Source organism: Myxococcus sp. AS-1-15, assembly GCF_020037055.1.
GTDB lineage: Bacteria > Myxococcota > Myxococcia > Myxococcales > Myxococcaceae > Myxococcus > Myxococcus fulvus.
On record NZ_JAIQDF010000010.1, the window covers coordinates 339,343 to 363,070 of the forward strand.

The following is a 23,728-nucleotide window of genomic DNA, read 5'->3' on the forward strand; positions in this document are numbered from 1 at the left end:
CGCCGCGCGCGCCGGCCGTGTCCCCTCCATGAGCGTCCGCCTCCCGCCGAATGCCCCCCGCCCCGGAGTCCCCCCTCGGTCCGCGAGGGAGGAGGCGGCGCGAGAGCAGGCGAAGCCCGCGGAGGCGAAGAAGTCGGACAAGTCCACCCAGGCGAAGGGCACCGGAGGCAAGCCCGCGACGGGTGGGAAGACCGGGGCCCGCCCCGCCGAGGGTGAGCAGGCGCAGCAGGGCGCGCAGGGCGGCGTCCACCGCGACGGGATGGATGCCGGCGCCCAGCGCGGCGGCTCCGGCGGGCTCGAGGGCTTCACCCAGGGCGGCGCGGAGGCGCTCGGCACCGCGCCCCCGACGGGCACCTCCACGGGCATGGCGGCGAAGCCCGCGCAGGTGGCGACGCCCACGCCTGCGACGCAGCCGCAGCCGTCCACGCGCGCCGAGCAGCAGGCGCCTCCGACGCCGCAGCAGCCCGCGCGTGAGTCCACTTCGGCCCAGGCTCCGCGCGAGCGGGACCTCGCGGAGCGCGCGCCGCGCGAGGAGACGCCGGCCTCGCGGGAGGGCCGCGCGAGGGTGCGCGCCGCCGTGATGGACCGGCTGATGCGGGGCTACGCGGACCTGGAGGCCAAGCTCTCCCAGTTCGTGCAGGCCCCGGGGCGTCACCAGGGCGTCGTCACGGTGCCCATCATGATGAGCGAGAGCTCCGTCACGCTCGAGTTCTGGGCCGTGGCCGCCGGGACGGCCGATGACCGGGCCTTCCTGGCCGAGGTGCTCGGGGTGCCGGCGAACGTGGATGACGCGTACCTGCTCGAGCTGTTGCGCGAGGAGATCCACCTCGCCTTCGACGTGTTCCAGCGCTCGGAGCCGGGCAAGCAGGCCCGCGCGGCGTACGAGGCGGTGCTCACGCGCTACGACGCGGCCCGCATCCAGCCCGTCATCGAGGGCCACGACGCCGGCCCGATGGTGTCCGAGTGCGCCCGGCTCCAGCTGTCGTGCGAGCCGGCCTTCACCCGCTCACTGCTCCTGTCCCCGCTCCAGCTCGCCGTCGCGCGCTTCGCCGACGAGGGCAGCGCCACGCAGGTGATGGTGGCCGGGCTGACGCTGCAGCAGCTGGGCTCGCTCGTGGGGCACCTGCGCACGCTCAACCCGCTGCTCAGCAACGCGCAGGTGCGCAACCTCCTGTTCCGCGCCTCCACGGATTTGAAGCTCGCGTTGCGAAAGCCACTGGGTGACGCAGAGGTGGAGCGCGTGCAGGAGCTCGCGAAGCAGCTCCTCCGGCTCCAGGCCGTGGAGTACCTCCACGTCTGAGGAGCGACGCCCACGAGGGACATCGCCCGAGCGTCGTGCACTCCGGCGCGGGGCGAGGGAGGCGTCGCGCCGACACGCGTGTGACGAGGGTGCCCCTTGCAACGGGAGCACGCCGCCCGCGCATTGCGCGGGGCAGCGCGGCTCCAGCTCGGCCTGCTCAGCAGAGGCGTCGCGCCGGCATGCGGTCGGCTCGAGACGCAGGTCCCGCTCCGCGCGTCAGTCCGCCAGCCTTCGCGGCGAGCGTGACGCGCGGCCCAGGTAAGGCCCTCCGCTCAGGAGGACTCGCGGGCGAAGGCGCCCCTGCGGGAGCCGCCGCCATCGGAGTTGCCCAGCGCCGTGGCAATCTCGCCGCCGCGCTGCGCGCGCTCGGCCTCGGTGGTGCCCTCGGCCTTCTCGACGACGAGCATGCCGCCGCCGTTGTGCTCGCTCCAGGCGGTGCCCACCGCGTCCTCGAGCGCCCCGGCGTCCATCTTCACGCTCTTGCCGGTCCCCGGGTCCTTCACCGTGTAGTTGCCCTGCGCGTCCTTGCCATCGACGGTGACCCAGTGCGCGCGGCCCTTGCCCGCGTCCTTCGCGTTCGGGTCCACCTTGTTGGAGTCCACCAGCACCGCGGCCTTGCCGTCGCGCGCCAGGGCTTCATCCATCAGCTTCTTGTCGAAGGAGCCGGAGGCCTGCGTCACCGCCGCGCCCTCGTGCGCAATCATGTTCGACAGCTCGTGCGGCGTCGTCCCGTCGCCGTTGGTGAAGCGCGACTCGAGCGAGTCCATCGTCTCCGTCGACGGCTTCGCGCCCGTGGTGCCCTTGTCCTTGCCCAGCATCACCGCCACCGCGGACCCGCAGTTGGAGTCCTTGGTCTGCTGGAGCACCGAAGCGCCGTCCGCGGGCCCGCCCAGCTGGGGCACCTTCATGGACGACAAGTCACTCACGCAGGCCACCTGCTGGGGCTGGGTGGCGGACGCCGTACCCACCGCGCTGGCCAGCGCACCGAAGCGCTGCACCCACTCGCTCAGCTGCGCCTCCTGCGCGCCGTACGCATCCGTGGGCGCCTCCACCGGCGTCACCTCGGGGGCCGCCGCCGTGCCCGTCCCGGATGCTGCGGCCCCCGGCGCCGGCGTCACGTCGACGCGTGGCTGCTCGAGGGTCCTCACCAGGGTCGGAGAGAGGGGGATGCGCACGGGGGGCCTCCAGGGACAAAAGGGGTACGTGGTCATCCCACTCTAACCCGAAAGTCCCTCCGCGTTAAGAGTCCCGCCCCGTATCCAGGTCGTGCTTGCGCAGCAGTTTCTTCAAGTAGACACGGTCGATGTCCGCCTCGCGGGCGGCCCGGGAGATGTTCCCCTCGCAGCGCTCCAGTAGATTTTTCAGGTAGTCGCGCTCGAAGCCCTCGATGAGGCGCTCCTTGGCTTCCTTGAAGGGGAGGTCCAGCTCGACCTTGGCGCCCCCCTCCTCGCCGGAGGACTCCAGCTCCGGCAGGGCCTCCTCGCCCAGGTTGACCACCTGCTCCACCACGTTGCGCAGCTCGCGCACGTTGCCGGGCCAGGGGTACTGGGCCAGCAGCGCGCGCGTCTGGACCGACAGCGCGCTGGGCGCCCGGCCCGTCTGCTTGAGCATGTGGTCGATGAGCGCCGGGATGTCCTCGGGGCGCTCGCGCAGGGGCGGCAGGCTCACGCGCAGCACCGCGAGCCGGTGGAACAAGTCCCGCCGGAACTTCCCCTGCTGCACCGCCTGCTCCAGGTTCACGTGCGTGGCGGCCACCACGCGCATGTTCACGGAGATGTAGTCGTTGGCGCCCACGCGCTTGACCTGCCGGCGCTCCAGCACGCGCAAGAGGCGCGGCTGCAGCTCCAGGGGCAGCTCGCCCACCTCGTCCAGGAACACCGTGCCGCCCTGGGCGCGCTCGAAGGCGCCCGCGCGGTCCGTCTGCGCGCTGGTGAACGCGCCCTTCACGTGGCCGAACAGCTCGCTCTCGATGAGCGTGGGCGGCACGCCCGCCAGGTCCACGATGACGAACGGGCCCTTCTTGCGCGGGCTCTGCTGGTGGATGGCCTCCGCGCACAGGTCCTTGCCCGTGCCCGTCTCGCCCTGGATGAGCACGTCCGCGCCGCCGGGGGCCAGCCGCTCCAGCAGCGTGAAGGCCTCGCGCATCTTGCGGCTCTGCCCGACGAGCGCCCCGAAGTGGTCCTTGTCCGACAGCAGGACGGCGCGCTCGCGCGTGTCCTCGGGCATCAGCTTCAGCTCGGTGGTGCCCAGGGTGATGACGGTGCCGGGGCGCAGCTCCAGGGACGTGAAGCGCAGCCGCTCGCAGAACGAGCCGTTGTGCGATTCCAGGTCCGTGGCCACCACGTGCTCGTCATGCACCTCCAGCCTCAGGTGCTGTCGGGACACGGCCTTGTCCGCCAGGACGATGTCGCACGTGGGCGCCTTGCCCACCACGTGCGTGCCCTGTCGGAGCGGATGCACCTTGCCGGAGTCCGGACCCGAGAGGATCCGGAGCACCATCTTCACCTGACCCGCCCGTCCGCGCGTCAGCGTGGCCGTGGCATCCAGGTTCGCCTCTTCCTCGTCCGGCGGCAGCGACACGAGGGCGGACGCTAGCACGCCCCGGCGGGGGTGCCACCTTCCACGCGTGTCACCGCTTCCGGGGGCGCACCAGCGCGCGCACCGGCCGCGCGGCCTTCTTCTCCTCGGGCAGGGAGGCGAGGAAGCCGTCCACCTCCCCCGCGCGCTCGGGCAGCTCCGCCTGGGTGAACCACCCCTTGGCCCGCGCGGCCTCCTCGCGCGCCTGGGGCACCTGCCCCGTCCGGGCCAGCGCCTTCGCCAGCGCGAAGCCGGACTCCGCCAGCGCGTCCGGGGGCGCGTCCGGGAAGCCCACGGCCTCGCGCAGCAGCTTCACGGCCTCGTCCGCGCGGCCCAGCCCGAGCAGCGCCTGGCCCACGCCGTCCAGGGAGAACTGCAGCTTGTCGTCGCCCGCGGGCAGCACCTTCTGCTTCATCGCGAGCGCGCGCTCATACGTCTTCAGCGCGTCCTCGAAGCGGCGCAGGCCGAGCTGACACATGCCCAGCTCGTCGAGCGCCTCCGCCAGCTTCAGGTTGTCCGCGCCGTAGATGGCCTGGAGGATGTCCGCCGCCGCCTGCGCGTGGGGCAGGGCCTTGTCGTCCTGCCCCTGCTCGCGCAGCGTCATGGACAACAGGCCGTGGCGCCGGGCCACGTCGGGGTGCTGCGGGCCCATGGCGGCGGTGGTCTTCTGGAGCGCGTCCTCCATCAGCCTCAGCGCGAGCGCCGAGTCACCGAGCGAGTTCACCACGTGCGCGAGCAGGAACGTGGTGCGCGCGCGCTTGGGGTGCTCCTCCGGCAGCGCCCTCGCGTAGAGCGCGCGGGCCTCCTCCACGCGCGCCTTGGCCACGTCGTACTGCTCCTGGGTGATGGCCAGGTTGGCTTGATTGACGCGCACGTCGCCCAGCAGCACGGCGTCTCCGCCCATGCGCTCCAGGGTGGCCTCGGCCAGCTCGCCCCAGCGCGCCGCGGGCTCGAAGTGCTCGAGTCCATCCTCCACGAAGAGCAGCTTGTTGAGCGCCGTCACCTTCAGCCGGTCCGCGTGGCCGGCCTCCGCGTCGAACACCGCGCGCGACAGCAGCTTCGCGGCCTCGGCGGAATCGCCCGTCTGCTCGAGCAGCCAGCCGTTCAGGTACCGCGCCTCGGAGCGCAGCGGCAGGTAGCCGGTGGCCTCGACGGGGGCCATCAGCGGTTGGATGGCCTCCAGGGCCTGGGGGTGTCTGCCCGCGTCCATGAGCGCGCGCACGTGGGAGAGCTTCTCCTCCAACAGCTCGATGTCCGCGCGGCGCAGCGGGTCCGAGGGCCGTCGCTGCGCCGAGGCCAGCGCCTCCGCGTCCTCGCACTCCCACAGCGAGGGCAGGGCGAGCGCCGCGTCCAGCGACTTCTCCACCATCGCCGCGTCCGCGCTCGACAGCAGCTCCACCGTGGCGCGGAAGTCCTTGCGCCGACGCTCCAGGCACACGAGCTGCCGGTCCAACTGCTCCTCGGGCTTCACGCCCTGCACCTGGGTGGCCTCGCACGCCTGCACGCGCTGCTGCTTCCACGCCTGGGCGTAGTCTTCCAGGGCGTGCGTCACGCGCTCGGCCATCGTCTTCGCGAAGGGGCGGCCCGTGGCCTCGAACGCGGTGGCCAGCTTGTCGCGCGTGGAGGACGACCACGCCTCGTCCATCTGCGCGCCCGCGTCCACGCACGTGCGTGACTGGTGCCACACCGCGCCCGCCGTCAGCGCGAGCGTGGTGCCCAGCGCGCCCGCCGCCGTCGCCCACCGACGGCGCTGCAGCCGGTGGTGCTCCTGGGACAGCGCCTCCAGCAGCGCGGACATCGAGGGGAAGCGCTGGTCGGCCTCCAGCGACAGGCCGCGCAGCACGGCGTCGCGCACCCAGCCGGGCACCTTCGAGTCGCGCGGCGGCTCGCGCACCGCGAGCGGAGGCGGCCGCGTGGAGGAGGTCGCCAGGGCGCCCCGGGGCGTGGCGAGCGACTCGGTGCGCCCGCCGGCCTCGACCATGCTGGAGATGACGTAGGCGCGCACGCTCCCCGGGTCGAAGGGGCGCGCGCCATAGAGCGCGCCGTACAGCGCGGCGCAGAAGCTGAACTGGTCCGTGCGCCCGTCCAGCGTCGCGCCCCGGAACTGCTCCGGGGACATGTAGTTGGGCGTGCCCACCAGCGCGCCATGTCCGGTGAGCGTGGTGTCCAGCATGCGCCGACCGGAGGCGAGCGTCTCGCGGGTCTCCTCGGGGAGCGGGTCCTCCTCGCGCAGCTCGCCGATGGGACGCGCCAGGCCGAAGTCCATCACGTACACGCGGCCCGCGCGGCTGATGAGCACGTTGGCCGGCTTGAAGTCGCGGTGCACCAGCCCCGCCGCGTGCGCGGCCTCCAGGCCCCGGCCCGCGTCCACGTAGCGCGTGAGGATTTCGCGCCACGAGCGCGGCGACTCCTTCAGCCACGACGCCAGCGTGCCGCCGTCCACCAGCTCCATCGCGACGAAGACCTGGTCGCCCCACATGCCCACGTCGAACACCGGGATGACGTGCGGGTGGGAGACGCGCGCCATGGCCTGCGCCTCGCGCAAGAGCCGCGCCCGCGCCTCCTCGGACTCGTCGTGGCGTCCGTCCGGATGCAGCAGCTTGAGCGCCACCTTCCGGTCCAGGTCCGGGTCATAGGCCGCGTACACCACGCCCATGCCGCCCTGGCCCAGTCGGCGCAACAGCACATACCGGCCCACCTGGGAGAACGGCGGCGCCCGGCGGCGCGCCTCGTCCGGCCCCGTGGCGGAGTCGTCACCGTGGGAGCTCGAGCCCACATCCCGATCTCCAGTGCCATAGGAGCGCGAGCCCGCACCTCGGGCCCCCGTCCCGTGGGAGCCCGCGCCTGGGACGCCCGCGCCCAGGGACGCTGTCCCCTCGAGCTTGTCGCCCGTGCCCAGGGACATCGTCCCCTCGGGCTCGCCGCCCGTGCCCAGGGACATCGTCCCTTCGAGCTTGTCGCCCGTGCCCAGGGACATCGTCCCCTCGTCCGCGGGGGCCGGGACGAGCGACACCGTCCCCTCGTCCTCGCCGCCCGTGCCGACGGAGCCCTCGCCCCTGTCGCCTGTGTCGTTCTTGGTCATTCCTGGCGCACCCTTCCCCCGAGTGTACCCAAGCTCTTTGGGACTCCCAGGTTCTCGCCGCCTCGCGTCAGTCGCCTGGCTGCTCCAGGACAGACGCGCCGACCGGACGCGAGGTGTCCGCCGGGACCTCGTGCCCTCGGGTGAGGTCGGAGCACAGGCCGCGATGTGGGAAGGTCGCACCTGCGCGAAGGTCCCTCCAAGACCCCACGTCGACGGCGCCCAGGTCCTTGTGCCCACGCGAGGGAAGGCGCGAGCCTGGGTGGGCCATGTCCATCCGCAAGGACTACGTCGAGCGTCTCATCGAGCAGTTCGCCGCCGCGCTGGCGCGACTGCTCAAGGCCCGCCACGAGAAGCGCTTCGCCGACGCGGCGGCGCTCATCCGCTCGACGGCGCTCGACACGTTGGGGATGGAGTACGCGGCCCTGCTGATGGTGGACGCCGCGTCCACCGCGCGCCTGCTGGGCGACCCGCTGCGCGTGAAGGTGCTCGCGCGACTGGTGGCCGAGGACGGCGAGCTGCACCTGGAGCAGGGCGACTCCCAGAGGGCCACCGAGCGCTTCGAGTACGCGCTCGCGCTGTATGCCGAGGCGCGCCGCCTGGGCCTCCCCCATGACGCGGAGGACTCCGCCGTCCTCACCCGCCTGCGTGCGTGGTTGGGTCCCGGCGCGAGCGCTTGAAAGACAACACTGTCGCCTGAGTCCGCCCGCACCCGTCAATGAATGACGCGGCGCGGCCCATGACGCCATGCATTGAAGACCCCATGGGATGCCTTTGCGGGAGGGGGTCCTCTTCCCGACAGGTGGAGTGCTGGGGTGCAGGACAGTCGCCCGGCATTCTGGCGGGCGGCCCCGGGGGTGGGTTGCGGTGATGTCTGTGTTCGCGGCTACGATGAAGCGCACGTCCTCGTTGCCATGTCTGGGGTGTGCGCTTGTCGTTCGTCGAGCTTCCCGAGAGCGTCGTTCCGTGTCGAAACCTGGTGGGAGGTGAGTGGCTGCTGCCGCCGGGCGCGACGCTGCTGGATGTCCGCAGCCCCTACACCGGCACCGTCATCGGCCGGGTTCCCCTCACGCCCGCGGACGGTGTCGCTCAGGCGGTGGAGGCCGCGCGTCCCGCCGCCGCGCTGTGGAGGAGCCTGTCTCCGCGCGAGCGCACCCAGCCCCTGTTCCGCTTCCGGAGCCTGCTGGAGCGGGACCTGGACCGGCTGTCGAACCTCGCCGCGAGCGAGGCGGGCAAGACGGTGGCGGAGGCGCGCGCCGGCGTGCTCAAGGGCCTGGAGGTGTGTGAGTTCGCGCTGTCCCTGCAGAACCTGGACAGCGGCGCGCACCTGGAGGTGAGCCGGGGCGTCACGTGTGAGCTGCGCCGCGAGCCCTTGGGCATCGTCGCGGGCATCACCCCGTTCAACTTCCCGGCGATGGTGCCCATGTGGCTGTTCCCCATCGCGGTGACGCTGGGCAACGCCTTCATCCTCAAGCCGTCGGAGAAGGTGCCCCTCACCGCGTGCGCGCTGGGCGAACTGATGCGCGAGGCGGGCTATCCCCCCGGCGTCTTCTCCGTCGTGCACGGCGGGCGCGAGACGGTGGACGCGCTGGTGGAGCACCCGGACGTCAAGGCGCTGGCCTTCGTGGGCTCGTCGGCCGTGGCGCGGCAGCTCTACGCGCGCGGCGGTGAGCGCGGCAAGCGCGTGCTCGCGCTGGGCGGCGCGAAGAACCACCTCATCGTCGCGCCGGACGCGGACCCGGACCTCACCGCGCAGGCCGTGGTGGACTCGTTCACCGGCTGCGCGGGCCAGCGCTGCATGGCGGGCAGCGTGCTCCTGGCGGTGGGCGACATCGAGCCCTTGCTCCAGGACATCGCCCGGCGCGCGGCCCGGCTCGAGGTGGGCCCCGGCATGGGCGCCATCATCGACAAGGGCGCGGTGGAGCGGCTGGAGGCGGCCATCGCCCGCGCGGCGTCCGAGGGCGCGCGCCTCACGCTGGACGGGCGCGGCAAGCGTCCGGCGGGCGAGCAGTGGGCCGGCGGCAACTGGCTGGGCCCGTCCATCCTGGACCACGTGCGCCCGGACATGGAGGCCGCCAGGCGCGAGCTGTTCGGCCCGGTGCTGTCCATCATCCGCGTGCCCACGCTGTCGGCGGCGCTCGCGGTGGAGAACGCGTCCACCTACGGCAACGCCGCGTCCATCTTCACCACCAGCGGCGCGGTGGCGCAGGCGGCGGTGGAGGGCGTGCGCGCGGGCATGGTGGGCGTCAACGTGGGCGTGCCCGTCCCGCGCGAGCCGTTCTCCTTCGGCGGCACCGGCGAGTCGCGCTTCGGCCACGGCGACATCACCGGCGTCTCCAGCCTCGACTTCTGGACGCAGCTCAAGAAGGTCACCCGCAAGTGGTCGGCTCGCACCGACGGCTCGTGGATGAGCTGAGCGTTCCTCCCGCACGAGCTCCAGTCGCGCCCGCAAGGAGGGCGCTCCCATGGCAGACAAGAAGCCCGTCAACTCCATCCGTCTCACCTCCCATCCGGATGGCGACACGCCCAGCGTGCCCATCCGCTGGGGCGAGGTGGATCCGCTGCGCCGGGGGCCCGTGGTGGCCACGCTCACCGAGCCCGGCCACCGCAACGTCATCGGCACGCACGCGGGCTCCTACGCCGTCTACCGCGCGCTCGCCGTGGCCGCGGGCATGCTGCCGCAGGACCACCGCGCGGACCTGAAGGACACCTCGCCCGCCGCGGAGATTGGGCCGCATCCGTCCTGGAGCAACCCGGACCGCATCGTCTCCCTGGACCCGTGGGGCGCGGTGGCGCCGCAGGCCTTCCGCCCCTTCTACGAGCAGGGCGTCGACTTCCGTCCCACCATCGCCGTCACCCGCGCGCACATCAACCTGCCGGAGCTGCGCGACGCGGTGGAGGCGGGCCGGCTGGTCCCGGACGGGGACCTGCTCACCGCCAACGGCGACATCAAGGTGGTGAAGGCCGCGGTGGACCCGGTGTGGCACCTGCCGGGAATCGCTCGGCGCTTCGGCCTGACGGAGAGCGCGCTGCGCCGCGGCCTCTTCGAGCAGACGGGCGGCATGTTCCCGGAGCTGATTACCCGCCCGGACCTGCACGTCTTCCTGCCGCCCATCGGCGGGCTCACGCTGTATGCCTTCGGTGACATCCGCTCGGTGGCGAACAAGGACATCCCGCTGGCGGTGCGCGTGCATGACGAGTGCAACGGCTCGGACGTGTTCGGCAGCGACATCTGCACCTGCCGGCCGTACCTGGCGCACGGCATCGAGGAGTGCGTGCGCACGTCGCAGGCGGGCGGCGCGGGCATCATCGTCTACCTGCGCAAGGAGGGCCGCGCGCTGGGCGAGGTGACCAAGTTCCTGGTCTACAACGCGCGCAAGCGCCAGGAGGGCGGCGACTCCGCGGCCACGTACTTCCACCGCACCGAGTGCGTGGCGGGCGTGCAGGACATGCGCTTCCAGGAGCTGATGCCGGACGTGCTCCACTGGCTGGGCATCACCCGCATCCACCGCTTCGTGTCGATGAGCGACATGAAGCACGACGCCATTGTCCGCTCGGGCATCGAAATCCTCGAGCGCGTGCCCATCCCCGAGGAGCTCATCCCCGCCGACGCGAAGGTGGAGATGGAGGCGAAGAAGGCGGCGGGCTACTTCACCAAGGGCCCCGTGGCGGACGCGGCGGGCCTGGCGCAGGTGAAGGGACGGGGCCTCGATGTCTGAGCGGCCCGTGGCGAGGACGGACGTGTCCCCGGCCGTCGCGTGGCTGCGCACCCCCGCGGCCATCCGCGAGCGCTGCCATCAGCTGCTGGACCTGGGGCTCGCCGGGAAGCTCACGCACTTCCGCGTGGAGCCCTCGCGACTGCCGGCCGTGGTGGACACGGTGCTGGCCGTCACGCGCGAGGCGTACCCCACGCTGGACATCCCGCTGCACAGCCGCTGGCGTCACTTCGACGCGGGCGGCGTCAAGCGCGTGGAGGAGCTGGAGGCGCGGCTGAAGGGCGTGTCCCCCGAGGAGCGCGCGCGGGCGAAGCTGGACCTGGCCGTGGTGAGCGTGCTGCTGGACGCGGGCAGCGGCCCGAAGTGGCGCTACCGCGAGCAGGGCGGCGGCACGTGGGCGCGCTCGGAAGGCCTGGCGGTGGCCAGCTTCCGCATGTTCATGGACGGCGTCTTCTCCTCGGACCCGGACCGGCCGCTGCGGGCGGACTCGGAGGCGCTGAGCCGGCTGTCGCTCGACGCGCTCGCGCAAGGGCTCCAGGTCACCGGGGCGAACCCGCTGGACGGGCTCGAGGGCCGGCTGCACCTGATGCACGGCCTGGGGCGCGTGCTGCCCAGGCCCGGGACGCTGTTCGACCTGGTGGTGGCGCAGGGGCGCAGCGTGCGCGCCTCGGAGCTGTTGGGGCACGTGCTGGAGCAGCTGGGCCCCATCTGGCCGGGGCGGGTGATGGTGGACGCGGTCAACCTGGGCGACGTGTGGCCGCACTCGGCGCTGGGCCCGGTGGAGGGCGTGGACGCGCTGGTGCCCTTCCACAAGCTGTCCCAGTGGCTGACGTACTCGCTGGTGGAGCCGCTGGAGGAGGCGGGGCTCCGCGTGTTGGAGCTGGACGGGCTCACCGGCCTGCCCGAGTACCGCAACGGCGGCCTCTTCGTGGACCTGGGCGTGCTGGTGCCCCGGGACGCGCGGCTGACCCGCGAGGCCCTGCACCCGAGCGAGGAGCCCATCGTCGAGTGGCGCGCGCTGACGGTGGCGCTGTTGGACCGGGTGGCGGCGCTGGTGCGCGGCCGGCTGGGGATGAGCGCGGAGGAGCTGCCCCTGGGCAAGGTGCTGCAGGGAGGCACGTGGACGGCGGGGCGCAAGGTGGCCGCCGAGGCGCGCCCCGGCGGTGTGCCGCCCATCCGCGTGGACAGCGACGGAACGGTGTTCTGACAACCCGCAGATTCGACGAGGGAGGGACGCAATGGAGTTCCCCAACTGCACCGTGGTGGACCATCCACTGGTGAAGCACAAGCTGACGATGATGCGGCGCACGGAGACGAGCACCGCGACCTTCCGCTCGCTGCTCCAGGAGATTTCGCTGCTCCTGGCGTACGAGGCGCTGCGCGACCTGAAGGTCCGCGACGAGGACATCCAGACGCCCATGGCGCCCATGCGCGCGCCGATGCTGGAGGGCAAGAAGCTGGTGCTCGTCGCCATCATGCGCGCGGGCCAGGGCATCCTCGACGGCATGCTCCAACTGGTGCCCTCCGCGCGCGTGGGCCACATCGGCCTGTACCGCGACCCGGAGACGCTGACGCCGGTGGAGTACTACTACCGCGTGCCCGGGCAGCTGGCGGACCGCGACGTGGTGGTGTGTGACCCGATGCTCGCCACGGGCAACTCCGCGGTGGCGGCGCTCCAGCGCGTCAAGCGCAGCAAGCCCGGCTCCCTGCGCTTCGTGTGCCTGTTGGCCTGTCCGGAGGGCCTGGCCAACCTGCGCGAGCACCACCCGGACGTGCACGTCTACACCGCCGCGGTGGACGAGAAGCTCAACGAGCACGGCTACATCCTCCCGGGCCTGGGCGACGCGGGCGACCGGCTCTTCGGCACCAAGACGTGACGTGCGCCAATGCCTGTCATGGATGACCCCGGGTTCTTCTTGAACTCAGGGGCGTCCGTGTCTGGGATTGTCGCGCCCTCGACGTCCCGAATAGCCTCGCATCCCTCCTGGGGGCCGTGAGCCCATCCCGGGCTCCAGCCCGCCTCGGGGGGACGAGGGACACGATGATGCGCGGACGATGCGGCTGGGGCTGGGTGGCGCTGGCATGTCTGGTGGGCGCCTGTGACGTCGAGCAGCCGGTGGACGAAGCGCCGCGGGAGGAGGTCTCGCGGGCGGCCCTGGCCCCGCCGGAGCCGAACCACGCGGACGCGGTGGCCGTCTCGGGCACGTCGTCGTCGGTGCTGAACCCGGGCGCGGCGGTGGGCCCGCCGGACGGCATCGCCGCGACGCTGCCCATGGACACCACGGCGGGGCTGATGCTGGACCTGGGCGAGGGGCAGGAGGCGACGGGGATGCTGACCGTCTACTACCGGGGCCCTCGCGAGGTGTCGTCGCAGTCGACGGTGCTGTTCCTGGCGGTGGACGGCAGCTACCTGTACGGGAGCACGCTGTTCGTGGTGCCGCGGGGTGAGGGCACCTTCGAGTGGACCGTGTGGAACGGGCAGACCATCCCCTATCGCTATGTGCTGCTGCGCGGGGCGGCCGAGGCGCCCATCCTGGTGGACGCGGTGCGGGGCCTGCGCAACCCGGTGTGTGGCGACGGCGTCATCGACGGCTCCGAGGAGCGCTGTGACGACGGCAACCAGAGCTCCGGAGATGGCTGCAGCAGCGTCTGCTGGCCGGAGGCCGGCTATACCTGCTCGGGCGAGCCGAGCGTCTGCGCGGACGTGGACGAGTGCGCCCTGGGCACGGACACCTGCGCGCCGGAGCAGGTCTGCGTCAACACGCCGGGCGGCTTCCAGTGCCAGACGCCCGCGTGCCTGCCGCCGAACCTCCCGTGTGGCTCGGCCTGCGTGGACCCGAGCAGCTCGAGCGAGCACTGCGGCGGCTGCGGGAATGCCTGTGGTGGGGGCGCGGCCTGTCAGGCGGGCGCGTGCGTGGGCACGTCGCTGCTGCAGATTTCAGCGACCTGGAGCCGGCCCGGAGACGCGGACCTGTATGTCCGCACGCCGGGCGACAAGCTCATCCACTACAACAACCGCGGACCGGACGCGCAGACCGAGTACGGCGAGCTGGACCGGGACGAGGTGACGGGCACCGGCCCGGAGAGCGTCTTCTGGGCGAATGGCCGGATTCCGCCCGTGGGCGGCTACCGCGTCTGTTTGATGGCGGTGGGCTTCTCTCCCCAGCCGAGCCCCTCGAATCCCGTGGGCTACACCGTCCGCGTCCGACGCGCGGGCAGGCCGGAGGTCGTCTACACCGGCGCGCTCACGCAGCTGCCCTCCACCTGGGGCTGCGACTGGGGCGACCCCGCGGTGGCGTCCTTCGGCATCCCCTGAGGCTGTCGCCCCGCGGGGGCGCCGGGCCGGGCATGGTGAGTGTTGGCCATGTCCCAGCCCGGGCTTCGCTCGAGCAGGGCGCGCAGGCGTTGTCGGCGCACCCCTCCGCGAACGAGGTGGAGGATGGGACCACCGTCGCCGTACGCAACCCGGACGCCGCCCTGGGCGCCCCCGCCGGCCTCGTCCGAGTGCACCGAGGACAGCGAGGCCCGCATCCGGGACCTTCACCTGGTCTGCCTCGCCGTGACGTGAGGTGCCTGGGCTCGCCCGAGGACCACCGGGCGGTCCCTCGCCGAGTCAGGGGACACGGTGTCTGGGTGGAGAAGGTTGCCCTGGGCAACGATGTCTGGCTCCGCTCCCTGTCAGGGGCCAGGATGCGTGCCCGCGCAGGGGCCGACATTCGAGGCGGAGGTATCGAGGATGCGAACGACGTTCATTCCCCGGGGCCTGTCCATGCGGCTGGGGTGGGTGTTGGCGACGGCGGTGGTGGTGGGTTCGGCGGGGCCGGCCCGGGCCGAGAGCGAGCCGTGTGACTGCGTCACCGAGCGACAGAGCGTGGTGTCGGAGAAGCCGTGCCTCATCATCTCCACCTACGCCACGTGCGGCACCAGCCGGGTCCGCAACGCGTGTGACGAGCCCGTGACGCTGGTGGGCTGGCCGCTGGCGGGCTGCGAGGGCGCGACGGTGTGCGACGAGGAGCTCCTGCCGAACGAGGAGGCCTCCTTCTACTTCGCCAACGACCAGCGCGCGGACCCGCTCCAGAAGGGGCAGGTCGAGGAGCGCTTCGAGGAGGAGCACTACGTCGTCTCCGTGGACGGCCAGGAGCACGACGTCGTGGTCTCCGCGAACGTGGCCTGTGTGTCGCGGGACACGCCGTCGGGCGGCTGTTCCTCCACGTCCACGGGCGGAGGGCTGCTGCTCGGAGGCGTGCTGGCCCTCCTGGGCGCGGTGCTCCGCCGGCGCCGCGTCGCGCGCTGAGCCGGCTTCGTGTCTGTCTTTGATTGAGGGGAGAGGTCCACCTGGGTGGGGTCTCCGGGTGGACCCGTGGGTCTGGCGCGAACCCCATCATCGTGTTTCGAGAAACATGTGTCTGCCGTGTTCTCGAAAAGAGAGACATGGTGGGTGTTCGTGTCTCGGAACGTGACGTGGGGGCGAGGGGTGTGTCGACTGTCTTTCGCCAGGGTGGGGTGTGGCGGCTGGCATGTCCGCTCGCGCACGGCGCGGGGGACTGCTCGCGGAAAATCGCCGCAAGAAAAAGCCGTCGTGCGTTTCTTGGAGTGAGACGGAAGTCCCCACCGTCATCTCCCTGCACGCGGGCTTTTCCGTCCAGCCAGACGAGCGGAATGGAGCAGAACATGAAGGTCAATCGTGGTGTCTCGGCGTCGCGCTGGTTGAGCGCGGTGTTCGCATTCGTCGTGGGTGGTTGTGGCGTCGCGCTCGAGGAGGACACGTTCCCGACGGAGGATGTGGTGACACGGGAGCAGGCCCTGGCCCCGAACTACGCGAACGCGGTGGTCCAGAGTGGCGTCACGCTGGTGGCCAATCCGCAGAACGCGGTGGGGGCGCCGGATGGGCAGACGGCGAACTTCCTGAGCCTGTTGGGCGGCGCGCTGACGCTGGACATGGGGCAGGGTGAGGAGGGCACGGGGCCCTTGCGCATCTACTACCGGGGGTTGTCGCTGGGGGTGGTGGTGCAGGTGGAGTTCCGGCGCGCGGACATGAGCGTCATCGCCACGGGGCAGGCGCAGCTGCTCGACGTGGGCGTGGGGACGCACTCCGCGCTGGTGCCGTACCTCCAGCCTGCTGCCTACCGTTACGTGACGCTGCGTGGCGCGTTGCTGTCGCTGTACCAGGTGGACGCGGTGGAGGCGACGGGGGGCGCGACGGGCGGGATGTGTGGGGACGGGATGGTGGGGACGGGCGAGCAGTGTGATGACGGAGGCCGGGTGGCGGGCGATGGCTGTGGCGCCACGTGCCAGGTGGAGCCGGGCTACACGTGTCAGGGCCAGCCGAGCGTGTGTCACGACGTGAACGAGTGCACCAACGGCACGGCGCAGTGCTCGCCGAACGCGTACTGCACGAACACGCCGGGCAGCTACACGTGTACGTGCCGGCCGGGCTACACGGGCAATGGCTTCACGTGTGTGGACATCGACGAGTGCGCGCTGGGGACGGACAACTGTGGGCCGGGTGAGCAGTGTGTGAACACGCCGGGGGGCTTCCAGTGCAATCCGCCGAGCTGTCCGTCGCCCAGGGTCCAGTGCGGCCAGGTGTGCACGGACTTGTCCTCGGACCCGAACAACTGCGGCTGCTGCGGCAACGTCTGTGGGGCGGGGAAGACGTGCTCGTCGGGGGTGTGCGTGGGGGGTGGCGGTGGTGGTGGTGAGCCGCTGCGGTTCACGGCGACGTGGGGGCGGGACGGCGACGCGGACCTGGTGGTGAGGACGCCGACGGGGAAGATTGTCTCGTATGGGAACCCGGGGCCTGGGCCGAGCACGGACCAGGGGCGGTTCGAGGGGGACGTGGCGAGCGGGATGGGGCCGGAGAACGTGGCCTGGTACGAGGGGACGATGCCGCCGGCGGGGACGTACGACGTGTGCCTGAAGGCGGCCAACTTCCACCCGGCGGCGAGTGAGGCGACGCCGGTGCACTACTCGGTGACGGTGAAGCGGGCCGGGCAGGCGGACCAGGTCTTCACGGGGGCGCTGAAGCGCCAGGACGTCGGCGACGAGTGCCACCCGAAGCACCATGCCTACGTCGGGTCCATCGTGGTCGCGGGCTCGCACTGAGCGGGTGACACTACTTCCGGCGCGTGGGCACGGTGCCTGCGCGCTGGAGGGTTTGGCCTCCTGCACCTTCCTCCAGGGGGGATGTTCAGCGTGAGACCCGTGGACGGCCCGCAGCGCGGAGAGATGCGGCCGCGCTGCCGGATTGATGGGATTGCGGTGCGAGACGCGCCTAGGACCGCCAGGCCCGTTCTCTCCGGACGGGCCTGACGGGAGTCGATGCACATGCGCGCGAATCGTGGCCTGTGGATGTGTTTGTTGTCGGTGGTCCTCCTCTCGACGTCCGCGCGAGCGCAGCTCGTGCAGCTCACTTGTCCGGGTACGGAGGCGACGCACTACGAGCCGGGCGTCACGCAGACGCCCCGGACAGTGGCCTTCACGGGGCAATCCACGCTGGGCCCGTGCGTGGGACTCCCGCTGGGCGTCATCTCCGCGAGCATCCAGGTGGTGGGCTCGGGGGTGCTGAGCTGCTCGCTGGGGTCGTCGACCTTCTCGATGCGCATCGACTGGAACGATGGAACGTGGAGCACGGCCGAAGGCACGTCACTCATCAACGCCCGGCCCGCCGGAGAGATGGTCATCGTGCTCACCGGCAAGGTGACGGCAGGGCGCTTCCTGGATGCGACGGTGGTACGCACGCTGACGCTGCTCCAGACGGACCTGGCGGCCTGCTGGACCCCCGAGGGCGTCACGGATGTCGCGGGCGTGGTGACGCTCACTGTCTCCAAGCTGCTCTGACGAGGCGCGGGCGACACTCGCCGAGTCGGAACGGACTTCCTCTCATCACCCAAGAGAGACACCGGATGAAACACCGCGTCGAGCCGGCGTGTGAGGGGGATTCCGTGGGCCTGGACTAAGCTGTCGGGCGTGCCTGCGCCTGTCTTGTTGTTGGTCCCCTTGCTGTTCGCCACCGCGCCCACCCACGTCGAGCTCGTGTTCGGCGGGGATGTGATTCCGCATGGGGAGGTGAAGACGGTGGCTCGGCTGCACGCGCGCAACGGCGCCGAGCCTCCCGAGGGTGGGCCCGCGCCGTCGCTGAACAACGACGGCTGGGACCACGTCTTCGGCCCCATCGCGGACGTGCTGCGCACCGCGGACATCGGCGTCTTGAACCTGGAGACGCCCGTCACGGACAACAAGAAGGCGGTGACGCGCGAGCTGCTCTTCAACGCGCCGTCCTCCATGGCCCGCGCCATGGCGCGCGCGGGCGTGAAGGTGGTGTCCACGGGGAACAACCACGCCAGGGACCAGCTCCCCACGGGCCTGGTGGAGACGCTGCGGCACCTGGACGCGGTGGGCCTGCGTCACACGGGGACGGGCGCGACGAGGGACGCCGCGTGGGAGCCCGTCTTCATGGACGTGCGAGGCATGAAGGTGGGCTTCCTGTCCTTCACGCGCTGGCTCAACGGCTTCAGCAACCCGAAGGAGGCCGAGGCGCCGCACGTGGCCTTCGTGCCCTACCCGCAGCACCGCTTCCACCGGGGCCTGACGACGGACGAGGTGACGCAGAAGGTGCGCGAGCTCTCGGCGCGCTGTGACGCGCTCATCGTCCTGGTGCATTGGGGCGTCGAGTACGCGGACAGCCCGCACCCGGACGACCGCAAGCTGGGGCAGGCGCTGCTGGACGCGGGGGCGCTGGCCGTCGTGGGGCATCATCCCCATGTGCTCCAGCCGCTGGAGGGCTACACCACCGCGGACGGACGGCGAGGGCTCATCGCGTTCTCGCTCGGCAACCTGGTGGCGAACCAGGACCGCTTCTATCTCCACGCGCCCAAGCCGAAGAAGGGCATGGCGGGCGACAAGCGAGACTCCATGCTGCTGCGAGTCTCCCTGACGCGTCCGAGCCCCAAGGCGCCGGTGGTGCTGGGCGACGTCGCCGTGCTGCCGGTGTGGATTGAGAACAACGCCGTGGGCCGCAAGCGCAAGGAGACGCGCAACATCCAGCCGGTGCTCATCGACCGGGAGCTGGAGGCGGTGACCGAGCGCCTGGCGACGCTGGCCGCGCGGCCCGCACCGCAGGACCAGGAGACGAAGGAGGAGCGCGCGGAGCTGGAGCGTCGGCTGGACGGCTCCCGTCACCGCCGGGAGCGAATCCTCCGAATGCTGCCCGAGGGCTTCGCCGTCGCCTCCCCCGCGCTGCGCCAGCGCGCCACCGCGTACGTCCCACCGGCGTACGTGCCGCCCGTGTATGCGCCCACCGTGGTGGCGGAGCCCGCGGGCCCCTGAGTCGCGACGCGGTGCATCAGCGTTGCGTCAGTCACGGCATGGCGCCGACTGGCTTGAAGTCAGGGTGGGAGGTGTCGCTAAGTGGGGGTTTCCACCTGAAGGGAGTCCCCCATGTCCCGTCCGCGTCTGCTGCGATGGTGTACCACCTTGGTCATGGCATCCGCGTTGTCCTGCGTGCCCGTCGAGGAGGGCGAGAGCCCCCAGGCGCTCGCCGAGGTTGAAACAGAGAAGACGGCGAGGCTGGCAGGCGTGCCGGGCTTCGCGGAGCTGCACCACCACATGTTCGCCGAGGAGGCGTTTGGTGGCGGTTGGTTCCACGGCACGGTGACGGACGCGCTCACGCGGTGTGACGGAGGGTGGCCGGAGAGCGACCACGCGCGGGTGCGGATGGACTTGAGCCATCTGCTGAACCTGTGTCCGAACTCGAGCAACATCGACCTGCGCGGAGTGCCGGTGTTGTCGCAGCTGTTCGGCATCGCGGGCGCGGTGGGCTCGGAGTTCCTGGGGAAGATTGAGGGCACGCAGGGCGACACGGGCCTGCACGACGGGCGGCGCAATCCGAACAGCGAGTGGCCGCGCTGGGACACGATTGCGCACCAGCAGTCGTGGGAGGGGTGGCTGCGCCAGGCGCACCAGGGCGGCATGTCGCTGGTGGTGGTGTCGGCGGTGAGCAACGGCTTCCTGTGTGACGCGCTGCCGCCGCAGAACCGCACTCGGGCGTGTGACGAGATGACGGACGTGGAGGTGCAGCTGCAGAAGGCGCGCGACTTCGCGGCGACGCGGGACTGGGTGGACCTGGCGCTGACGCCGGCGGACGCTCGGCGCATCATCGGCGAGGGGAAGCTGGCGATGGTGCTGTCCATCGAGACGAGCAAGCTGTTCGGCGCGAAGGACTGGCGGGCGGAGCTGGAGCGCTTCCATGGGTTGGGGGTGCGCACGTTGCAGCCGGTGCACCAGCTGGACAACCGGTTCGGCGGGGCGGCGCCGCACAACGCCATCTTCCAGGCGGCGCAGTTTTTGGAGAACTGTCACATCGACTCGGACTGTGGGCTGACGGTGGGCGGGAAGACGTTGGGGTTCGACGTGGATGGGAACTGCAAGAACACGAAGGGCCTGACGGGGGAGGGGCGGGCGCTGGTGCAGGCGATGATGGACAAGGGGATGCTCATCGACCTGGCGCACCTGTCGGAGAAGGGCATCCAGGATGCGTACTCGGTGGCGGAGACGAACAAGTACTACCCGCTGTACGTGAGCCACGGACACTTCCGCGAGGTGATGAACGGGAAGCTGGCGGAGAACGAGAAGACGACGCCGGCGTGGGTGGTGCAGATGTTGCGGCGCACGGGCGGCATGTTCGGCTTGCGCACGGCGCATGACGAGACGCGGACGTATACGAAGTCCGGCGTGGAGAACAACTGCCAGGGGTCGACGCGCTCGTTCGCGCAGGCGTACGAGTTCGGTCGCCAGGGGTTGAAGGTTCCGATGGCGTTCGGAGCGGACTTCAACGGGTTCATCCAGCAGACGCGGCCGCGGTTCGGAGACGACGGGGCGTGCTCGGCGGGGTTCCAGGCGGAGGCGGACGCGCAGGCGCGTCAGCAGGAGCTGCAGGGGCCTGGGCGGTTGGGGACGGCGTTCGACGAGGCCGGTCTGGCGCACGTGGGGTTGTTGCCGGACATGGTGAAGGATTTGAGGAACCTGGGGGTGAACACGGCGGGGCTGACGGGCTCGTCGGAGACGTTCATCCGGATGTGGGAGCGGGCGTCATTGCCGCGGGTGGGGATGGCGGACCCGGCGAACGACATCGACACGTCGGGGGTGGCGGCGTGGGTGAAGCCGGAGGACCGGGAGGCGGCGTATCCGACGGTGTGTGGGAAGCACTACGCGCCGGACAGCAAGGACATGAACGAGCAGTGCCGGTTCGACGACGAGTGCCTGACGGAGCAGTGTTCGTCGGTGGTGTGCAGCCTCATCAAGGGTCGGTGCGTGTGCAACGGGGATGAGGACTGTGGCGGGGTGGGGTACTGCCAGAAGGACACGCCGGGGAATCCGGCGGACAACGACTGTGTGCCGAAGAAGGCGGACTGGGTGTCGTGCAGCCGGGATGGACAGTGCCAGTCGGGGGCGTGTGGAGGGTGTGCGAACGCGGTGGGGTGGTGTTTCACGCCGGACTCGAAGGGGTACGGGGAGACGTGCAAGTCGGATAGGGAGTGCAGGACGGACCGTTGCAGCGCGGACTGTTACCTGAATCCGACGGGCAGTTGCCTGTGCGACAGCGACTCGCACTGTGGTGCGACCCAGTACTGTGGCTGGGGGTTGAACTCGGGCAAGTGCCAGAACAAGAAGGGCCGAGGGGCGGCCTGCGGGTCCGGTCGCGAGTGCCTGTCGGGCACGTGTCGGTGGTCCTTCACGTGTAAGTAGGCGAGAGCCTTGGGGATGCTGGGGGTCGAGGGGCCCCTGGTGTCCCTGGGTGCGGGGATGTGGCGCTCGGAACCTTGGAATGCTGGGTGGAGGGGGAGCCAGGACGGCAGGGTGGGACTTTTGCCGGGAGGCTGACGGCAAGGGGGCGTGGAGTACGAGGAGAGCGCCAGGGGGCGGAGGGGTGCGGTAGAGTGCGGACCCATGCGTCGCATAGCCCTATTCCTGTTCCCGTTGCTGCTCCTCGCGTGCTCCAAAGATAAGGAGCAGGCGGGACAGCAGGTCATCATCAAGTACACCAAGGGGTTCCACAAAGGCTGTTTCAGAATCCAGGCCGAGGATCTTGCCGATTCCAGCCGGACGCTTGTGGCGCCTCCTGTCGCTCCCAGGGCGGACCGGGATGACGAGGACGGAGGCCCCTTCGTGAATGTTGCGATACTCCAGAAGGAGGGGTGGAGTAATCGCATCCAGGTGACGGTCTCGGTGCACGAGGAGCCGTGCGACCAGAACGGCAAGCTGGTGGATACGAAGAGCGAACCATTGACCTTGCCTGGAGAAGGCGTCTCTCCGAATCCGTTCGTGATGCAGTTCAATACGCCTGATCAAGATGATGATGGCTTCTTGCCCATCGCGAGCGGCGGGACTGACTGCGAAGACCGTGACCGGGAACAGAACATCAAGTTTGCCGAGGTCTGCGACGACAAGGACAACAATTGTGACGGCACCGAGGACGAGGGCTTTGACAAGAAGTGGTATCTGGACGAAGACGGTGACGGCGTGCCGCGTGGGCCTGATTTCGTCTCGTCATGCACCTCTCCTGGTGAGAAGTACAAACACCACGTCGAGGGGCAACGGTTCGACTGCAAGGATACCGGGGCGGACGCGGAGAAGATGTTCCCTGGCAACCCGGAGACGTGTGACGATGTCGATAACGATTGTGACGACATCGTCGACAACGGGTTCGCGCCTCGGGGCGTGACTTGCAACCCTGAGTGCCAGGGGTTGACTGTCTGCTCGGGTGATGGCACGGCGGTCGTTTGTAGTAAGGAGCCTGGGCGTTACTACCATCCAGACCGGGATGGTGATGGGCAGGGAGCGAAGGGCTCTGCGCGTATTTTGAAGTGTGGAACGGAGCCAGCGGATCCAGGGACCGTGCCTAATGACAATGATTGTGATGACGCGGATGTCGCTGCTCGGGCGGGGCTGGCTGAGGTGTGCGACGCCATCGACAATGATTGTGATGGGACCGTGGACAACACGGCGCAGGCGTGTGGAGGCACGCTGAAGAACGTGGAGAGCTACTTCGTGACCTTGGCTGGTCATCATTGGAAGACCGTGTCGGTAGGCGCGAACGGTCATGTCTGGGTCGCGGGAGACGGCGGCAAGTTGGCCTTGCGTAGGCCAGGTGAGCAGAAGTTCGAGAGCTTCAGTTACTATTCAAATGCCCCGGCACCTCCGTCGGACGGCAGCCTTGTTCTCAATGAGAACAACTGTCAAAATAAGAACTGGACAGCTTCCTGGGTGAACGCCAATGGCGTGGTATTCCTGGGAGGTGATGGTGGCACTGTGGCCATCCACCCAGGTGCTCGCGGGACCGCCGCGTACGATTGTGTGCCAGCAGAGACGCCTGGACAGAGCAGAATCACGGGGATGATAGGGTTTGAGGGAGATGCGAACGGGCCGATCATCTATCTGGCCGACTCCTCAGCGCGACTGTACCGGTGGCGCCCGAGTCTTCCCGTCGCAGAGCGATTCACGGAATTGAACAACGGGGATTTCGCCTACTATGGGGTGCATGCCCTGGCACCAGAGTTCGTTCTTGCTGTAGGAGGAACGACAACGGGGGGCACCGTCCAGAAGTTTTACTCTCACAATGTGCAACTCCAGAATCAGACCTCTGCCGCCAACCCGCACACAGTCAATCCCGATAACGTCAATGGCAATGCCCGAGCTGTATGGATGGGGTCTGCCACGAGCGCTTGTGCGGTGGGCGACAATGCTGCGGTGTGGCGCTGGGATGGTGGGACGACCTGGAACAAAGTGGATGGGCCTGCTGGAGTCGCAGGTCGCTTCAGCGGGGTGGTGATGCGCAATGATGCGCAGAGCCTGCTGACAGGCCAGTGCTACATTGTGGGCGGAGACAACTCTTCTCGGTCCAAGGTCCACCGATTGACGACATACGGCTGGGCCAAGCCCCTCGAAATCCAGTCATCCACAGCGAACGTGGCCCTCAACGACCTCGCCATCACGGCGACTGGAGAAATCTGGATCGTCGGTGAGGACGGTCGCGTCTTCCACTACCCGGAGCCGTAG

At 70.3% G+C, this 23,728-nt stretch carries 16 protein-coding genes; 13 read left to right on the top strand and 3 right to left on the bottom strand.

From position 1 onward, the window contains the following. Nucleotides 1-28 precede the first annotated feature (28 nt). Entirely contained in the window at nucleotides 29-1,300 is a 1,272-nt protein-coding gene (locus K8625_RS26660) for a hypothetical protein (protein WP_223784273.1), read from the top strand. 272 nt (nucleotides 1,301-1,572) lie between these two features. Here the strand turns inward: K8625_RS26660 and K8625_RS26665 are convergent, their stop codons facing one another. From K8625_RS26665 to K8625_RS26675, 3 genes are all read right to left on the bottom strand, one after another. Beyond that, the gene (locus K8625_RS26665; protein WP_223784274.1) at nucleotides 1,573-2,475 is read right to left on the bottom strand and encodes a hypothetical protein; all 903 of its coding nucleotides are present in this window, start codon (nucleotides 2,473-2,475) and stop codon (nucleotides 1,573-1,575) included. Nucleotides 2,476-2,539: 64 nt separating this feature from the next. Beyond that, nucleotides 2,540-3,898: a sigma 54-interacting transcriptional regulator gene (locus K8625_RS26670; protein ID WP_370640388.1), complete on the bottom strand. Its 1,359-nt coding sequence runs from the start codon at nucleotides 3,896-3,898 to the stop codon at nucleotides 2,540-2,542. 31 nt (nucleotides 3,899-3,929) lie between these two features. Beyond that, entirely contained in the window at nucleotides 3,930-6,959 is a 3,030-nt protein-coding gene (locus tag K8625_RS26675; RefSeq protein ID WP_223784275.1) for a serine/threonine-protein kinase, read from the bottom strand. Nucleotides 6,960-7,225: 266 nt separating this feature from the next. On the opposite strand from K8625_RS26675, the gene K8625_RS26680 reads away from it, so the two are divergent. The 12 genes from K8625_RS26680 to K8625_RS26735 all read left to right on the top strand — a co-directional run bounded on the left by K8625_RS26680 (nucleotide 7,226) and on the right by K8625_RS26735 (nucleotide 23,728). Further along, nucleotides 7,226-7,636 carry a hypothetical protein gene (locus K8625_RS26680; RefSeq protein WP_223749391.1) on the top strand — a complete coding sequence of 137 codons (411 nt, stop codon included), beginning with the start codon at nucleotides 7,226-7,228 and terminating at the stop codon, nucleotides 7,634-7,636. Nucleotides 7,637-7,887: 251 nt separating this feature from the next. Further along, nucleotides 7,888-9,372: a CoA-acylating methylmalonate-semialdehyde dehydrogenase gene (mmsA, locus tag K8625_RS26685; RefSeq protein ID WP_223784276.1), complete on the top strand. Its 1,485-nt coding sequence runs from the start codon at nucleotides 7,888-7,890 to the stop codon at nucleotides 9,370-9,372. A 49-nt stretch (nucleotides 9,373-9,421) separates the two neighbouring features. Then, nucleotides 9,422-10,675: a GTP cyclohydrolase II gene (locus K8625_RS26690; protein WP_223749389.1), complete on the top strand. Its 1,254-nt coding sequence runs from the start codon at nucleotides 9,422-9,424 to the stop codon at nucleotides 10,673-10,675. Continuing rightward, nucleotides 10,668-11,879: a URC4/urg3 family protein gene (locus tag K8625_RS26695; RefSeq protein WP_223784277.1), complete on the top strand. Its 1,212-nt coding sequence runs from the start codon at nucleotides 10,668-10,670 to the stop codon at nucleotides 11,877-11,879. The genes K8625_RS26690 and K8625_RS26695 overlap by 8 nt, the downstream gene beginning before the upstream one ends. A 31-nt stretch (nucleotides 11,880-11,910) precedes the next feature. Continuing rightward, the gene (gene upp / locus K8625_RS26700) at nucleotides 11,911-12,549 is read left to right on the top strand and encodes a uracil phosphoribosyltransferase (RefSeq protein WP_141329226.1); all 639 of its coding nucleotides are present in this window, start codon (nucleotides 11,911-11,913) and stop codon (nucleotides 12,547-12,549) included. Between the two features lie 164 nt (nucleotides 12,550-12,713). Further along, entirely contained in the window at nucleotides 12,714-13,988 is a 1,275-nt protein-coding gene (locus K8625_RS26705) for a DUF4215 domain-containing protein (RefSeq protein ID WP_223784278.1), read from the top strand. Between the two features lie 420 nt (nucleotides 13,989-14,408). Next, complete coding sequence (locus tag K8625_RS26710) at nucleotides 14,409-14,966, top strand: MXAN_0125 family MYXO-CTERM protein (protein ID WP_223784279.1); 558 nt, start codon at nucleotides 14,409-14,411, stop codon at nucleotides 14,964-14,966. Between the two features lie 377 nt (nucleotides 14,967-15,343). Next, nucleotides 15,344-16,777 (top strand): EGF domain-containing protein, encoded by a 1,434-nt coding sequence (locus tag K8625_RS44260; RefSeq protein WP_305070679.1) that lies wholly within the window; start codon nucleotides 15,344-15,346, stop codon nucleotides 16,775-16,777. 222 nt (nucleotides 16,778-16,999) lie between these two features. Continuing rightward, nucleotides 17,000-17,512 (top strand): hypothetical protein, encoded by a 513-nt coding sequence (locus tag K8625_RS26720; RefSeq protein ID WP_223784280.1) that lies wholly within the window; start codon nucleotides 17,000-17,002, stop codon nucleotides 17,510-17,512. Nucleotides 17,513-17,641: 129 nt separating this feature from the next. Continuing rightward, nucleotides 17,642-19,000: a CapA family protein gene (locus tag K8625_RS26725; RefSeq protein ID WP_223784281.1), complete on the top strand. Its 1,359-nt coding sequence runs from the start codon at nucleotides 17,642-17,644 to the stop codon at nucleotides 18,998-19,000. A 153-nt stretch (nucleotides 19,001-19,153) separates the two neighbouring features. After that, nucleotides 19,154-21,418, top strand: a complete 2,265-nt coding sequence (locus K8625_RS26730) for a membrane dipeptidase (protein ID WP_223784282.1) — start codon at nucleotides 19,154-19,156, stop codon at nucleotides 21,416-21,418. A 201-nt stretch (nucleotides 21,419-21,619) separates the two neighbouring features. After that, a complete protein-coding gene (locus K8625_RS26735; protein ID WP_223749381.1) occupies nucleotides 21,620-23,728 on the top strand; it encodes a putative metal-binding motif-containing protein in 2,109 nt (702 codons plus the stop codon).